13 protein-coding genes are annotated in these 16,148 nt (G+C 69.0%); all 13 read left to right on the top strand.

The features are described 5' to 3' along the window. Positions 1-11 precede the first annotated feature (11 nt). The 13 genes from murD (at position 12) to ileS (ending at position 15,923) form a co-directional block, all read left to right on the top strand. Positions 12-1,469 (top strand): UDP-N-acetylmuramoyl-L-alanine--D-glutamate ligase, encoded by a 1,458-nt coding sequence (gene murD, locus ACIA5H_RS00140; protein WP_397073394.1) that lies wholly within the window; start codon positions 12-14, stop codon positions 1,467-1,469. Positions 1,470-1,602: 133 nt separating this feature from the next. After that, a complete protein-coding gene (ftsW, locus tag ACIA5H_RS00135; protein ID WP_379253096.1) occupies positions 1,603-3,099 on the top strand; it encodes a putative lipid II flippase FtsW in 1,497 nt (498 codons plus the stop codon). Further along, positions 3,096-4,199 carry an undecaprenyldiphospho-muramoylpentapeptide beta-N-acetylglucosaminyltransferase gene (gene murG / locus ACIA5H_RS00130; RefSeq protein WP_355079645.1) on the top strand — a complete coding sequence of 368 codons (1,104 nt, stop codon included), beginning with the start codon at positions 3,096-3,098 and terminating at the stop codon, positions 4,197-4,199. Before ftsW ends, murG begins: the two co-directional genes overlap by 4 nt. After that, a complete protein-coding gene (murC, locus tag ACIA5H_RS00125; protein ID WP_355079647.1) occupies positions 4,196-5,719 on the top strand; it encodes a UDP-N-acetylmuramate--L-alanine ligase in 1,524 nt (507 codons plus the stop codon). Before murG ends, murC begins: the two co-directional genes overlap by 4 nt. A 6-nt stretch (positions 5,720-5,725) precedes the next feature. Beyond that, positions 5,726-6,448 carry a cell division protein FtsQ/DivIB gene (locus ACIA5H_RS00120; protein WP_397072772.1) on the top strand — a complete coding sequence of 241 codons (723 nt, stop codon included), beginning with the start codon at positions 5,726-5,728 and terminating at the stop codon, positions 6,446-6,448. 353 nt (positions 6,449-6,801) lie between these two features. After that, positions 6,802-8,046 (top strand): cell division protein FtsZ, encoded by a 1,245-nt coding sequence (gene ftsZ / locus ACIA5H_RS00115; RefSeq protein ID WP_379253098.1) that lies wholly within the window; start codon positions 6,802-6,804, stop codon positions 8,044-8,046. Positions 8,047-8,489: 443 nt separating this feature from the next. Then, positions 8,490-9,218 (top strand): peptidoglycan editing factor PgeF, encoded by a 729-nt coding sequence (gene pgeF / locus ACIA5H_RS00110; RefSeq protein WP_397072769.1) that lies wholly within the window; start codon positions 8,490-8,492, stop codon positions 9,216-9,218. Between the two features lie 52 nt (positions 9,219-9,270). Then, positions 9,271-10,032 (top strand): YggS family pyridoxal phosphate-dependent enzyme, encoded by a 762-nt coding sequence (locus ACIA5H_RS00105; protein WP_355079653.1) that lies wholly within the window; start codon positions 9,271-9,273, stop codon positions 10,030-10,032. A gap of 105 nt (positions 10,033-10,137) precedes the next feature. Then, positions 10,138-10,920, top strand: a complete 783-nt coding sequence (locus tag ACIA5H_RS00100) for a cell division protein SepF (RefSeq protein WP_355079655.1) — start codon at positions 10,138-10,140, stop codon at positions 10,918-10,920. A gap of 89 nt (positions 10,921-11,009) precedes the next feature. Further along, entirely contained in the window at positions 11,010-11,312 is a 303-nt protein-coding gene (locus tag ACIA5H_RS00095; RefSeq protein WP_039797136.1) for a YggT family protein, read from the top strand. A 69-nt stretch (positions 11,313-11,381) separates the two neighbouring features. Continuing rightward, complete coding sequence (locus ACIA5H_RS00090) at positions 11,382-12,239, top strand: DivIVA domain-containing protein (RefSeq protein WP_355079657.1); 858 nt, start codon at positions 11,382-11,384, stop codon at positions 12,237-12,239. A gap of 78 nt (positions 12,240-12,317) precedes the next feature. Then, positions 12,318-12,518, top strand: coding sequence for a hypothetical protein (locus ACIA5H_RS00085; protein ID WP_355079659.1), 201 nt, complete (start codon positions 12,318-12,320; stop codon positions 12,516-12,518). 270 nt (positions 12,519-12,788) lie between these two features. Beyond that, the gene (ileS, locus tag ACIA5H_RS00080) at positions 12,789-15,923 is read left to right on the top strand and encodes an isoleucine--tRNA ligase (RefSeq protein WP_379253100.1); all 3,135 of its coding nucleotides are present in this window, start codon (positions 12,789-12,791) and stop codon (positions 15,921-15,923) included. Positions 15,924-16,148 lie beyond the last annotated feature (225 nt).

The raw sequence follows: 16,148 nt of genomic DNA, 5'->3' as shown, positions 1-16,148 counted from the left end.
CTCCAGGGCCCATGCTGGAATTCCTACGCGGACGCGACGTTCTGGTCGCGGGCTGGGGCGTGTCGGGACGCTCGCTGGTGGAACCGCTGCGCGACATCGGCGCGCGTCCGGTGGTGACCGACGGCGGCGCAGCGGCCCTGGCCGAGGCGGCCGGGCTCGGGCTGGACGTCGCCACCACCGCGGAACTGGAGAACGCGGACTGGAGCCGGTTCGCGCTGGTGATCACCAGCCCGGGCTGGCGGCCGGACTCGCCGGTGCTGGCGTCCGCGGTCGCGGAGGGTACGCCGGTGTGGGGCGACGTGGAGTTCTCCTGGTGGGTCGATCAGGCCAGGATCTACGGTCCGGTGCGCAAATGGCTGGTCGTCACCGGCACCAACGGCAAGACCACCACGACCCAGATGACCCACGCGATCCTGCGCGCGGCGGGCATCGCCAGCGTCGCGTGCGGCAATATCGGCCTGCCCATTCTGGACGCGTTGCGGCGCAACCCCGGTCCGCAGGTGCTCGCGGTGGAGCTGTCGTCGTTCCAGCTGCACTGGGCGCCGTCGGTGCGTCCGGAGGCGGGTGTCGTGCTGAACGTGGCCGAGGATCACCTGGATTGGCACGGCGGCCTGGACGCCTACGCCGCGGCCAAGGCCAGGGCGCTGGTCGGCCGGGTCGGCGTGGTCGGCCTGGACGATCCGGTCGCGGCCTCGCTGGCCCGCAAGTCCAAGGCGCGCCGGACCGTCGGATTCCGGGTGGGCGTGCCCGCCGACGGCGAGCTCGGCGTGGTGGACGGCAAGCTGCTCGACCGCGCGTTCACCAAGGCCGCGATCCTGGCCGAGGTCGGCGACATCAGCCCGCCCGGCCCCGCCGGCGTCGCCGACGCACTCGCCGCCTCCGCGTTGACCAGGGCGATCGACGTCGCGCCGCAGTTCGTCCGGGAAGGCTTGATCGAGCACAAGGTCGGCCCGCACCGCGCGGCGTTCGTCCGCGAGCTGTCCGGCGTCGAGTTCGTCGACGACTCCAAGGCCACCAATCCGCACGCCGCGCGCTCATCGATCCTGGCGCATCCGCAGGTGATCTGGGTGGCCGGTGGCCAGCTCAAGGGCGCGCACGTCGACGACCTCGTCGAGGAGGTCGCCGACCGCCTGGTCGCGGCGGTGCTGATCGGCGCCGACGCACCGGTGCTCGCGGCCGCGTTGGCGCGACACGCGCCCGAGGTCCCCGTCGTCGAGCTGATCGCGGGAGACGATGCAGGGATGGGTGACGAAGCGTCGAGGGCCGCCGCGGCCGACGCCGTCATGGCGCGGGCCGTGCGAGCGGCCGCCGGGTTCGCCCGCCGCGGCGACACCGTGCTGCTGGCTCCGGCCGCCGCGTCGCTGGACATGTTCGCCGATTACACGCACCGGGGTCGCAGTTTCGCCCAGGCGGTGAACGCCCTGGAAGACGGTGACCTCGGAACCACCGATATCGGGGGTTTGCGATGACTGCCGACCGGGGCGGGCGGGGTATCGACATCCGCCTCGGTCGGTCGAGTCGCTGTCGCGGACGCGCAATCATCCTCCGCGTCCGCTGGTTCGCTGTCACAGTGGTGCTACCGGCGCGGGCCGCGGGTGTCTCGTGACTTCGGGCAACGGCAGGCGGTGGACCGGTAAGGCGGCCCGGACCTCGGGCGCACGAGAAGCCGGGTCGCCATCCCGGCGTGGCCGCGGCGTAGGGGCGGGTCCCGGTTCATGGCTGGCACGGCCGCTCGCGTCGTTCCATCTCGTCGTCACCATCGCCACGCTGCTGACGGCCCTCGGACTGGTCATGGTCCTGTCCGCGTCCGGCGTCGTCGAGTACGCCGAGGGCGGGTCGGCGTACTCCCTGTTCATCCAGCAGACGTTGTTCGCGGCGATCGGCGCGGTGCTGTTCTATCTGGCCCTGCGCGTTCCGCTGCGCCTGTTGCGCCAGGCGTCGTTCCCGCTGTTCGCGATCTCGGTACTGGCGCTGGTGCTCGTGCTCATTCCGGGCATCGGCACCAGCGTGCAGGGCGCGCGCCGCTGGCTGATCCTCGGTCCCGTCTCGGTGCAGCCGTCCGAGGTCGTGAAGGTGACCTTGATCGTCTGGGGCGCGCACTTGCTGGTTTCCCGGCGAGCGATGGGTTCGAGTCTGCGGGACATCCTGGTGCCGCTCGTCCCGGCGGGTGTGCTGGTATGTCTGTTGATCGTGGTCCAGCCGAATCTCAGCACCACGGTCGCGGTGGGCATCATCCTCGGCGCCTTGCTGTGGTTCGGCGGACTTCCGATCCGGCTGTTCGTGACGATCGCGGTTTCCGGCGTCGTCGCCGCGGGCGTGCTCGCGATGTCCGCCGGTTACCGGTCGAATCGGGTCCGGTCCTTCTTCAACCCGGGCTCCGATCCGCAGGGCGACAACTATCAAGCTCGACAGGCCCTGTATTCCCTTGCCGACGGAGGGATCTGGGGCAGGGGCCTGGGACAGAGCCGGGCCAAGTGGAGCTACTTGCCGAACGCCCACAACGACTTCATCTTCGCGATCATCGGGGAGGAGCTGGGCTTTCTCGGCTGCGCACTGGTGCTGGGCCTGTTCGCCTTGTTCGTCTACACGGGACTGCGCATCGCCAGCCGGTCGGCGGATCCGTTCCTGCGACTGCTGACCGCATCCGCGACCACGTGGATCGCCGGACAGGCCATGATCAACATCGGGTATGTCGTCGGTCTGCTGCCGGTCACCGGGCTGCAGCTGCCACTGGTGTCCGCCGGCGGCTCATCGCTCGCGATCACCTTGCTGATGTTCGGGCTGATCGCCAACGCGGCCAGGCACGAGCCGGAAGCCGTCGCGGCGCTGCACGCCGGACAGGACGGTCGTTTCAGTAGGCTGTTGCGGTTGCCCAAACCCGAGGTGTACGCGCCGGCTCGGGCGAGCGCCCGACGTGGCCGGGCGCCGCGGCCGTCCGATCGAGGATCTTCGGCGCTGCCGCAGGGCAGGCGGGGGCGTGCGGAACCGGCGCGCCGCCGCTCGCCGGAGAGTCGCGGCACCAGCTCGGCGCGTGCCACCAGGGCTTGGGAACCCAGTTATCCGGTCAATCACGCAAGAGAACGGGGAAGATCCAGGTGATCTCGGTAATCGTCGCGGGCGGCGGCACGGCGGGCCACATCGAACCGGCACTGGCGGTGGCCGACGCGTTGCGGCGGCTCGACGATTCCATCCGGGTGACGGCGCTGGGCACCGAACGCGGTCTGGAGACCCGCCTGGTTCCCGAGCGCGGCTATCCGCTCGAGCTCATCCCTCCGGTTCCGCTGCCTCGCAAGCCCACCGCCGATCTGCTGCGGTTACCCGGTCGGGTGCGCGCCTCGGTGGCGGCCACCAGGGCGGTCATCGATGCGGTCGAGGCCGACGTGATCATCGGTTTCGGCGGGTACGTGGCGCTTCCGGCGTATCTCGCCGCCGGCGCGGGCGTGCTGCGCCGCAGACGCCCGGTGCCGGTGGTGGTGCACGAGGCCAACGCCAAGGCCGGTATCGCGAACAAGGTCGGCGCCCGCCGCGCCGCTCGGGTGCTCGCGGCGGTCCCGGACTCCGGCCTGGCGGACGCGCGGGTGGTGGGCATTCCGGTGCGCGAATCGATCACCGGACTGGACCGCGCCGCACTGCGGGCCGAGGCGCGGGAGCACTTCGGCCTTCCGTCCGAAGGCCCGGTGCTGCTGGTCTTCGGCGGTTCCCAAGGCGCGCGGACGCTCAACGACGCGGTCTCGGGCGCCGCGCCCCAGCTGGCCGCCGCGGGCATCTCGGTGCTGCACGCGCACGGGCCCAAGAACACCATCGACGTGGACGGATCCGCCGCGGACGGCGCTCGCTACGTCGCCGTGCCGTACCTGTCCCGGATGGACCTCGCCTATGCCGCCGCCGACGCGGTGGTCTGCCGATCGGGCGCGATGACCGTCGCGGAGGTCTCGGCGGTGGGGCTGCCCGCGTTCTACGTGCCGCTGCCGCACGGTAACGGGGAACAGGAACTCAACGCTCGGCCCGTGGTGCGCCAGGGCGGTGGCAGAATTGTCCCCGACTCCGAGTTGACGCCGAAGTACGTGATCGATGAGGTGATTCCGCTGCTCATGGACTCCGCACGGCTGACCGAGATGGGCCGGGCCGCCGCAGGCGCCGGGCACCGCGACGCCGCCGACGAGGTGGCGCGGATCGCGCTGGAGGTGGCGCGCCGATGAGCGACACGACCGCAGATCGGGTGGTCCAGGACGCGGGCGTCGAACGGACCGCGCTGCCCCCGGAGCTGGAGCGTGTGCACATGGTCGGCATCGGCGGGGCCGGGATGTCCGGCATCGCGCGGATCCTGCTCGCCCGCGGCGGCGCGGTGTCGGGGTCGGACGCCAAGGAGAGCCGGGGCGTGCTGGCGCTGCGCGCTCGCGGCGCTCAGGTGCGGATCGGGCACGACGCCACCGCCTTGGACCTGCTACCCGGCGGCCCGACCGCGGTGGTCACCACTTACGCCGCCATTCCGAAGACCAACCCGGAGCTGGTCGAGGCCAACCGGCGCGATATCCCGGTGCTGCTGCGCCCCACGGTGCTGGCCTCGCTGATGCGGGGGCATCGCACCTTGCTCGTGTCCGGTACGCACGGCAAGACGTCCACGACCTCCATGCTCATCGTGTCGTTGCAGCACTGCGGGTTCGATCCGTCGTTCGCGGTGGGCGGTGAGCTGAACGAGGCGGGCACCAACGCCCACCACGGCACCGGTGACATCTTCGTGGCCGAAGCCGACGAGAGCGACGGCTCGCTGCTGCAATACGACCCGGACGTCGCCGTGGTCACCAACATCGAGTCCGATCACCTGGATTTCTTCGGCTCCGACGAGGCCTACGTGCAGGTCTTCGACGACTTCGCCGACCGCCTCGCCGCGGGCGGCCTGCTGGTGGTGTGCCTGGACGATCCGGGCTCGCTGGCACTGGCCGAGCGAGTCGGTGCGCGCTTGGCCGAGCGAAACGTCCAAGTCCTCGGCTACGGCTCCGGCGAACTCGCCGACGCGCCGGTCCCGGTGGGCGCCCGGCTGCACAGTTGGGAGCCGCGGGACGTCGGCGGCATCGCGCAATTCCAGCTCACCGACGAGGCCGCGCCGCGCACGCTGCGCCTGTCGGTGCCGGGCAGGCACATGGCGCTCAACGCGCTCGGCGCCCTGCTCGCCGCCCGGGCCACTGGCGCCGATGTCGGCGAGATCATCCAGGGCCTGGAAGGGTTCGGCGGTGTGCACCGCCGGTTCCAGTTCGCCGGTCGGGAGAACGGGGTGCGGGTGTTCGACGACTATGCCCACCACCCCACCGAGGTGCGCGCCGTGCTAGGCGCCGCCGCCGAACTGGTCCAGCAGGAGGCGCGCGACGGAGCCCGGTCCAGGCAGGGCCGGGTCATCGTGGTCTTCCAGCCACATCTCTACAGCCGGACCGCGACCTTCGCCCAGGACTTCGGCGCCGCGCTCAGTCTGGCCGACGAGGTCGTCGTGCTCGATGTCTACGGCGCGCGGGAGAAGCCGCTGCCGGGCGTGAACGGAGCGCTGGTGGCGCAATCGGTGACCAAGCCGGTGCACTACCAGCCGGACATGTCCCGGGTCGGGCGCCAGGTCGCGGGGCTGGCGTTGCCGGGCGACGTGGTGATCACCATGGGCGCGGGCGACGTGACGATGCTGGGCGGTCAGATTCTCGACGGATTACGGGCGCGTCCCCAGCACGGACGGTGACCCGGCGTGCGCGGGGTCGGGTCGGCGCGCGCGGCCGGGCGCCGCGCGGGTGATCGGTTCGGCGACCTCGACTGGCGCCGAATTCGCCTGTGGGGATTGCTGAGCGTGTGCGTCCTTGCAGTGCTCTGTGTTCTCGCCTGGTTCACTCCGGTGCTCTCGGTGCGCACCGTGCGAATCGAGGGCGCGGTGGCGGTGCCCGAACAACAAGTGCGGGATGTGCTCGAAATTCCTTCCGGCCGCTCGATCTTGCGGATCGACACCAATGCCGTGGCACGCCGGGTGGCGAGCATTCCGAAGGTACGCACGGCACGGGTGCAGCGGGTGTTTCCGTCCTCGGTTCGGGTGACGGTCGTCGAGCGCGCCGCGGTGTTGTTCTACGACAGCAGGGAAGGCGCGCATCTGCTGGACGCGGACGGCGTGGAATTCGCGGTCGAGCCGGCTCCGATCGGCGTGCCGAAGTTGATCACCGATCATCCCGGCGGCGCCGATCCGGTGACCAGGGCTGCGGTCTCGGTGATCGCCATCGTGCCGCCTGCGCTGGCGGTTCAGGTGAGCGAGGTTGTGGCACGGTCCATTTCGGATATTTCGCTGAATCTGAAGGGCGGCCGCACGGTACTCTGGGGCGGGAGCGACGACGCCGAACGAAAGGCGGCGGTCGTGTTGCCGTTGTTGACGCGCCCCGGAACGGTGTTCGATGTGTCGAGTCCCAATCTGGTCACGGTAAAGTGATCCACACCCATTGCGCCCAGGTAATTTTCGGCGGTCCGGGAGTTGTTCCGGCGCCGAGAAGGGAGCCGGGGGGCAACCGTTCACCATACGACGTGTGGAGCGGCGAGACGAGCGGGATCACGCAAGATTCTGGCTCTCGTTTCGGCGCGCCTGCGCGCGTATCGCGTCGGCTGCGAATAGCGTTCCGCACCAGTCGGATACTTGACATAACGCTAACCCTATGGTTGAGCTTTAGGGTTTGCCCGAGCCGCGGTTCGCTCCTCGTAGCGACCCGACCCCCGGACCGGGCCGAAAAGGCGGTGTGCCGAGCATCCGGAAACGACAGGCTTTAGATCGAAGGAAGGCGAGAGCCCATGACGCCCCCGCACAACTACCTTGCGGTGATCAAGGTCGTCGGTATCGGCGGCGGCGGTGTGAATGCCGTCAACCGGATGATCGAGCAGGGACTCAAAGGTGTCGAGTTCATCGCGGTCAACACCGACGCCCAAGCGCTGCTGATGAGCGATGCCGACGTCAAGCTCGACGTCGGCCGCGAGCTGACCCGAGGTCTCGGAGCAGGCGCGGACCCCGAGGTCGGCCGTAAAGCCGCCGAGGACCACAAGGACGAGATCGAAGAGGTGCTCAAGGGCGCCGACATGGTCTTCGTGACGGCGGGTGAGGGCGGCGGCACCGGCACCGGTGGCGCCCCGGTCGTCGCGCAGATCGCGCGCAAGCTCGGCGCGCTCACCATCGGCGTGGTCACCCGCCCGTTCTCCTTCGAGGGCAAGCGGCGCGGGAATCAGGCCGAGGTCGGCATCAATCTGCTGCGCGAGTCGTGCGACACGCTGATCGTCATCCCGAACGACCGGCTGCTGCAGCTCGGCGACGCGGCGGTGAGCCTGATGGACGCGTTCCGCTCCGCCGACGAGGTGCTGCTCAACGGTGTGCAGGGCATCACCGACCTGATCACCACCCCGGGTCTGATCAACGTCGACTTCGCCGATGTCAAGAGCGTGATGTCCGGCGCGGGCAGCGCGCTGATGGGTATCGGCTCGTCGCGCGGCGAGGGCCGCTCGGTGAAAGCGGCCGAGGCGGCGATCAATTCGCCGCTGCTGGAAGCCTCCATGGACGGCGCGCACGGCGTGCTGCTGTCGATCGCGGGCGGGTCCGATCTCGGGCTGTTCGAGATCAACGAGGCGGCTTCGCTGGTGCAGGAGGCCGCGCACATCGAGGCCAACATCATCTTCGGCACCGTGATCGACGACTCGCTCGGCGACGAGGTGCGGGTCACCGTGATCGCGGCGGGCTTCGACGGCGGCGGCCCGGCCCGGCGCACCTTCGAGACGTCGGGTCGCAGCACCATCGGCACGGCGCGGTCGGGTGAGATCGGGCAGAGCCGAACCAGCGAGTTGACCGCGCGAAGCAGCGACAGCACGCCGAGCACGTCCGTCACGGGTACGGCTGGCCGCGGCACGTTGCCGAGCTACCGGGACACCGAACGGCCGCGCCCCCTGGGCGAGCCGTCGGTGACGAGCGGCACGCGACCGCACATCACGCCGCCGGATGCCGACGACGATGACGACGACGTGGACGTGCCTTCGTTCATGCGGAGGGGCTAGGCGTACCTCCGCGTTCGCTCCGGCCATGCGCGTGCTGCGTACCTCCGCGTTCGCTCCGGCCATGCGCGTGCTGCGTACCTCCGCGTTCGCTCCGGCCATGCGCGGGCTGCGTGCCTCCGCGTTCGCTCCGGCCATGCGCGTGCTGAAGACGGACTGCGTCCGGCAGCACCCATCAGGCGCTGGAATCCGGTTCCGGCGCAGGCCGGGACCGAGCTGGAAAGAGCGATCCCGGCCCGCGCCGGGACGCGTCGGAGGGATACGCCGAAGCGGTCCCGAAGCACGACTGTGCACAGGAATTCGGGGGACGCCGGTGCGGGGGCCGGCCGGGCGGGACCGGGCGCCGAGGCGCTCGATACGACGCGACTGATTCCGTCCCGGGGGAATATTCGCTCTCTACCTGGGCATTTCGACGCCCTTCACCGAGCGCCACTACGCTCGTCGCCATGACTATCGCGCCGACCATCACTGTCCGACGGGTCACCACGACCAGGTCCGGAGGCTTCTCGGCGCCACCCTACGACTCGTTCAATCTGGGCGACCACGTCGGCGACGATCCGACGGCCGTGCGGCGCAACCGCGACCGGCTGGCCGAGGGCATCGGCCTGCCGCCGGAGCGCCTGGTCTGGATGGAACAGATCCACGGCCGCAACGTGGAGATCGTCGACGGGCCGCGCGCCGAACCGATCCCGGCCACCGACGCGCTCGTGACCACCGTGCCGGGTCTCGCGCTGGTCGTGCTCACCGCTGACTGCGTGCCCATCCTGCTGTCCGACGACGAGGCGGGCGTGATCGCCGCGGTGCACGCGGGGCGGATCGGCGCTCGCATCGGCATCGTGCCGCGTGTGCTCGACGCGATGGTCTCGGTCGGCGCGCGCCTGGATCGGGTCGGCGCGCTGCTCGGGCCCGCCGCCTCCGGCCGTCAGTACGAGGTTCCCGCCGCCATGCGCGCCGACGTCGAAGCGCATCTGCCCGGCAGTGCGACCACCACGGTCCGCGGCACGCCGGGCCTGGATCTGCGCGCGGGCATCTCCCGGCAGCTCACCGAGGCAGGCGTCGGCGCGATCGCGGTGGACCCGCGGTGCACCATCGAGGACCGCACCTTGTTCAGCCATCGCCGTGGCGCGCCGACCGGCCGGATCGGCGGGGTGATCTGGATGGAGGCCGCCGCGTGACCGCGCGAATCGCCCGTCTGGTCGACGCTCCGTGCGCCGGGGAGGCGCGCGCATGAGCGCCGAAGCCGGGACCGCGGTGGACGGCGCACTCGCCGCCAGGACCGCCGAGCTGTCGGACAACCTGGCCGGTCTGCTCGCTCGCATCGACGCGGCGTGTCGCGCCGCGGGTCGGTCGCCGGATTCGGTGCGGCTGCTGCCGGTGACGAAATTCTTCCCGGCTTCGGACGTGGCGATCCTGCATCGGCTCGGCCGGCGCGAGTTCGGCGAGTCGCGGGAGCAGGAGGCGGCCGCCAAGGTGGCGGCGTTACGTGAGGAAGACCTCTCCGGCATCCGCTGGCACATGATCGGGCGGTTGCAGCGGAACAAAGCGCGCAGTGTCGCCCGCTGGGCGCACACCGTTCACTCGGTCGACAGCGAACGTCTGGCAACCGCTCTGGACGCCGGCGCGGTGGCTGCGCTGGAGGCGGGCGAACGCACCGAACCGCTGCGGGTGTTGCTCCAGGTGAGCCTGGACGACGACCCCGCGCGAGGGGGTGTCACGGCCGCTGATCTTCCCGTGCTCGCGCAACGGATTGCGGACGCTCCGGGATTACGTTTGTCGGGTCTGATGGCCATTCCACCCTTGGGTTCGGAGTCCGATGCCGCATTTGCGCGACTTGCGATGTTGCACACGTTGTTGGTCGCCGATCATCCGGACGCGACAGAGCTTTCCGCGGGAATGTCGGGGGATCTGGAATGCGCGATCGAACATGGTTCGACGGTTGTGCGTGTCGGTACCGCCTTGATGGGTATGCGACCGATAACCTCGGGCTAGCAAAGAAACCTCATCAGTCACATTCGACACATATGCTGGGATCTGACGAGGGCTGAGCAAGACTTCAACACCCGGCCGCCACCGGGGCCGAAGGAAGGTCGACCAATGAGCACGCTGCACAAGTTCAAGGCGTACTTCGGCATGGTTCCGCTCGAGGATTACGAAGACGACTACGTCGACGATCGCGCTCCCCGAGGGGTGGACGAGCGCGGCGCTCGCCGGCCCCGGCCCCGTGACTACTCCGACCGCGACGGCTACGTCGATCGCTACGCCGACGATCGATACGGCGCAAGCCGTTTCGACGACGTCGACTATCCCGAGCCCGCGTACAAGTCGCCCTACAAGGCGGGTTACTCGGTGTCGCGGCGCGACGACTACGCCGACGAGCCCTACGGCGACGACCGCTACGACGCGCCCCGGCGTCCGACCCGGATCGACTCCGCGCCGTCGGGCCGGTTCCGCGCGGGCGGGAGCCCGCCTCCGCTGCGCGGTACGACCCGTGGCGCGCTCGCCGTCGATCCCGACGCCGAGGAGCGCAGGCTGGAGGAGCGCGTGCGTCCCGAGCCCGCCCCGGTGCGGCGGCCCGGGATCTTCGAGGACGGAGGCCCCTTGTCCAAGATCACGACGCTGCGCCCGCGCGATTACAGCGAGGCTCGGATCATCGGCGAACGCTTTCGCGAGGGCAATCCGGTGATCATGGACTTGGTGGATCTGAGCAACGCCGACGCCAAGCGGTTGGTCGACTTCGCCGCGGGCCTGGCCTTCGCGCTGCGCGGATCGTTCGACAAGGTGGCGACAAAAGTGTTCCTGCTCTCACCGGCCGATGTCGACGTATCAGCGGAAGAACGCAGACGCATCGCGGAAACCGGCTTCTACAACCAGAAATAAGCTCGTGATCTGGGGGGTGGAGCAGACCGGTCGCAGGTTGTGCGGCGCGGTCATTTTGCGCGAAGCGATTTTTACGGCAGAGTGAACTCGTGGCCTTGTTCGCGGTGCTGTACTTCGTACTGTTCATCTTCTGGCTGTTGCTGATCAGCCGGGTGATCGTCGAGTTCATCCGTAGCTTTGCCCGAGACTGGCGTCCTACCGGTGTCGTGGTCGTCGTCCTGGAGGTGATCTTCACGATCACCGATCCTCCGGTGAAACTGCTCAGGCGCTTGATACCTCCGGTGTCACTGGGCGGAATTCGCCTGGATCTGTCGATAATGGTCCTGCTTTTCATCGTCTTCATCCTGATGTCGATCGTGGGCAGGCTCGGGCAGCCGGTAGCTCCGGTGTGACAGAATGGGCCGTGAAGACAGCTTGCTAGATCTGCTAGATCTCCAAAAGACGCGTGAAGGGATCCTTCCATGCCGCTGACCCCAGCCGATGTGCACAACGTCGCGTTCAGCAAACCGCCGATCGGGAAGCGCGGCTACAACGAGGATGAAGTCGACGCGTTCCTGGATCTGGTGGAGCAGGAGCTCTCGCGTCTGATCGAGGAGAACGCCGATCTGCGCCAGCGGGTCGCCGAACTCGACGCGGAATTGGCCGACGCGAAGAAGAACCGCGGCCCGGCCGGAGTGAACAGTCCGAAACCGCCGATTCCGCAGGCCCCGCCGCCGCAGCCGGAACCGATCAAGCCCCCGGTTCCCGTCGCCCCGCCCGCTCCGATGCCCGCCGCGCCGGTGGCCAAGGACGCGCCGGGCGCGGACGCGAACCTGCAGGCCGCCAAGGTGCTCAGCCTCGCCCAGGAGATGGCGGATCGGCTGACCAGCGACGCCAAGAGCGAGGCGGAGAGCTTGCTGTCGAATGCCAGGGCGAATTCCGAGCGACTGGTCGGAGACGCCAGGACGCGGTCGGAGGCCATGATCGCCGACGCCCGTCAGAAGTCGGACGCGATGCTGACCGACGCGCAGAGTCGTTCGGACAGCCAGCTGCGCCAGGCCAAGGAGAAGGCCGACGCGCTGCAGGCGGACGCCGAGCGCAAGCACACCGAGATCATGGCGACCATCACCCAGCAGCGCAGTGTGCTGGAGAGCCGGATCGAGCAGCTCAAGACGTTCGAGCGGGAGTACCGGGTGCGGTTGAAGTCCTACCTGGAGTCGCAGCTGGAGGAGCTGGAGAACCGTGGCTCGGCCGTTCCGGTCGACGGCGGCGAAGCCTTCGCGGATGCCAACACGGCGAACAACCTCGCGCCGGCGTCATTCGCCAAGGGCGGCAAGTAGCGCGCCGCGCCCCAGCACAGCAGTTCGCATACCGTTTAGAGGAACTGTCGAGCCGCCCGGCATGCCTTGGGGGTCACCATGCTCGTCTTGACACTCGTCCTTGCCGCGATCGGCTTCGCCCTGCTCGTGGCCGCGCTCACCACCGGATCGGTGATCTGGGCGTGGGGCTGCATCGTGGTGTGCGTCATCGGCGCGATGCTCTTGTTGGTGAGTGCTTTGTCCATGCGGAGTCCGGATAGTGATTCCCCGCCGCCTCCTGGTCGTCATGCCAAACGCTGACCTGCCTCACAAAGTGAGTTGACCGCTCCGGCTAGAATCAAACATGAATACGGCGTCGATCCGGCCATCACCGGGGAGCCTTCGGAAGAACGGCGGCACGGCCTGCGGGCCGGGCGCTCAGTAGAACCGAACGGGTGAGCCCGTCACAGCTCGCGAATGAGAGGTCCGGTGTCGCCACGCCGGACAAGCGGGGTGGTACCGCGGTTTCGGCGCACCGGGCGCCGTCATCGTCCCCGTGCCAACGACTCGGCACGAGGAGACGTATCCGCGATGGCGGACCAGACTTCCAGCAACAGCGCGTACCCGCGCGTCGACCTGAGCGTCGGCAGCGGGGCGTCGTTCCCCGAGATGGAGCGCCGCGTGCTCGACGCGTGGGCGGCCGCCGACACCTTCCGCGCGAGCATCGAAAACCGTTCCGGCGCAGCCGAATTCGTCTTCTATGACGGGCCGCCCTTTGCCAACGGTCTGCCGCATTACGGACATTTGCTCACCGGATACGTCAAAGACCTCGTCCCGCGTTTCCAGACGATGCGCGGCAAGCGGGTCGACCGGCGATTCGGCTGGGACTGTCACGGATTGCCCGCGGAAATCGAAGCCGAAAAGCAGCTCGGTATCACGGACAAATCACAGATCGACGCGATGGGGCTCGCGGAATTCAACGCGGCCTGCAAAACATCGGTGCTGCGCTACACCGGGGAATGGCGCGACTACGTGACGCGCCAGGCTCGCTGGGTCGACTTCGACAACGACTACAAGACGCTGGACACCGACTTCATGGAGTCGGTGATGTGGGCGTTCAAATCGCTGTACGACAAAGGGCTGATCTATCAGGGCTTCCGAGTGCTGCCCTACAGCTGGTACGAGCAGACGCCGTTGTCGAATCAGGAAACCCGCCTCGACGACGCCTACAAGATGCGCCAGGACCCGGCGGTCACCGTCGACATGGCGTTGCGCGTGCCCGCGGAGCATCCGCTGCACGAACTCGACGGCGCCAACGCGCTGATCTGGACCACGACGCCGTGGACGCTGCCGTCCAACTTGGCGATAGCGGTGCATCCCGACGTTCGCTACGTGCACCTGCGCGCGGCCGACGGCAAACGCTATGTGCTCGCGGCCGAACGGGTTTCGCACTACGCGCGGGAGTTCGGCGCGGAGCCGGAGGTGCTCGCCGAGTTCGACGGCGCCGCGCTGGCGGATCTGTCCTACGCGCCGCCGTTCGACTTCTTCCTCGGTCATCCCCACGCCCACCGCGTGCTCACCGCCGACTACGTGACCACCGACTCCGGCACCGGCATAGTGCATCTCGCACCCGCCTTCGGTGAGGAGGACATGGACGTCGCCTCCGCGCACGGCATCGAGCTGGTGCAGCCGCTGGACCCGGGCGGCAGGTTCACCTCGATGGTTCCGCCGTACGAGGGCCTGATGGTGTTCGACGCGAATCCGGTGATCATCAAGGACCTCAAGGCCGCGGGAAAGCTGTTGCGGCACGAGACGATCGAGCACTCCTACCCGCACAGCTGGCGCTCCGGGCAGCCGCTGATCTACATGGCCGTGCCGTCCTGGTTCGTGGCGGTCACCAAGTTCCGCGACCGCATGGTGGAGCTGAACAAACAGATCACCTGGGTGCCCGAGCACATCCGCGACGGCCAGTTCGGCAAGTGGCTGGAAGGCGCGCGCGACTGGAACATCAGCCGCAATCGATACTGGGGCAGCCCGATCCCCGTGTGGGTGTCCGACGATCCGGCCTACCCGCGCGTCGACGTGTACGGCTCGCTGGACGAGCTGGAGCGCGACTTCGGGGTGCGCCCGGCCGATCTGCACCGCCCGATGATCGACGAACTCACCCGGCCGAATCCCGATGACCCGACGGGCCGCTCGACCATGCGCCGGGTGCCGGAGGTGCTGGACTGCTGGTTCGAGTCCGGCTCGATGCCGTATGCCCAGGTGCACTATCCGTTCGAGAACAAAGAGTGGTTCGACAGCCACTTCCCGGGCGATTTCATCGTCGAGTACAACGGCCAGACCCGCGGCTGGTTCTACACGCTGCACGTGCTGGCGACGGCTCTGTTCGACAGCCCGGCGTTCAAGACCGTCGCGGCGCACGGCATCGTGCTCGGCGACGACGGCCTGAAGATGAGCAAGTCCAAGGGCAATTACCCGGACGTCAACGAGGTGTTCGACCGGGACGGCTCGGACGCGATGCGCTGGTTCCTGATGAGTTCGCCGATCCTGCGCGGCGGCAATCTCATCGTCACCGAGCGCGGCATCCGCGAGGGCGTGAGTCACGCGCTGCGGCCGCTGTGGAACGCGTGGACGTTCCTGCAGCTGTACGCGTCGAAGCCCGGTGTGTGGCGCACGGATTCGCCGCACGTGCTGGATCGATACATCCTGGCGAAGCTGGCGCGAACCAGGGACGTGATCACCGAGGCGCTGGAGACCTACGACATCGCGGGCGCCTGCGATGAGCTGCGCTCGTTCGCCGACGCGCTGACCAACTGGTACGTGCGGCGCTCCCGCTCGAGGTTCTGGAGCGAGGACCGCGACGCGGTGGACACCCTGCACACGGTGCTCGAGGTGGTCACCCGGCTGGCCGCGCCGCTGCTGCCGCTGATCACCGAGGTGATCTGGCGCGGGTTGACCGGCGGTGACTCGGTGCACCTGGCGGACTGGCCGAAGGAGGGCGAGCTGCCGGACGATCCCGAGCTGGTCGCCGCCATGGACGAGGTGCGCCTGGTGTGCTCGACGGTGCTGAGCCTGCGCAAGGCGCAGAACCTGCGGGTGCGGCTGCCGCTGGCCGAGGTCACCATCGCCGCGGCCGACGCCGAGCGGCTGGCGCCGTTCGCCGACATCGTCGCCGACGAGGTCAACGTCAAGAAGGTCGACCTGACCACCGACGTGGATGCGCACGGCCGGTTCGAGCTGGTGGTCAACGCCCGCGCCGCGGGGCCGCGGCTGGGCAAGGACGTGCAGGCGGTGATCAAGGCGGTGAAGGCCGGTGACTGGGCCGAGGACGCCGACGGCACGGTCCGGGCGGCAGGCATCGCCCTGCTGCCGGAGGAGTACACCCAGCGTCTCGTCGCGGCCGAGCCCGAGTCGACCGCGGCGCTGCCAGGGAACGCGGGTCTCGTGGTACTGAATTCGGTGGTCACCGAGGAGCTGGAGGCCGAGGGCTGGGCGCGGGACCTGATCCGCGACCTTCAGGAGACCAGGAAGTCCGCCGGGCTGGACGTCTCCGACCGCATCACCGTGGTCCTGGACGTTCCGGCGGACCGGGCCGCGTGGGCCGAGACGCACCGTGACCTGATCGCGGGGGAGATCCTCGCCACCACGCTGACCTTCGGCGACGCCGGAGCGGAGGCCGCCGATCTGGTCGGCGGAGTGCGGGCGCAGATCACCAAGGCCTGAGCGCCGGGTTTCGAGCCGGGGCGGGACCGAAAGGTCCCGCCCCGGTTGCTGTTCGAGCGGTCTTCGTGCCGTTTGTTCCGAGCCGATCGGTGGCAGCGATCCGAGCCTGCAGGAATCGGTCCGCTCGATGTTCTCGGCGGGGCCGGACAGGTCTGGGCGCGGTCTGTTCGGTCGCCGACGCCCCGGGTCGCTCACCTTGCGGCCGCGTACCGCACGCGACCGGTC

Source organism: Nocardia sp. NPDC051900 (assembly GCF_044452545.1).
In the GTDB taxonomy this organism is placed as follows: Bacteria; Actinomycetota; Actinomycetes; order Mycobacteriales; family Mycobacteriaceae; genus Nocardia; species Nocardia sichangensis.
Note: the sequence above shows the minus strand (reverse complement) of the source record. Positions and strands in the feature narration are given on the sequence as shown.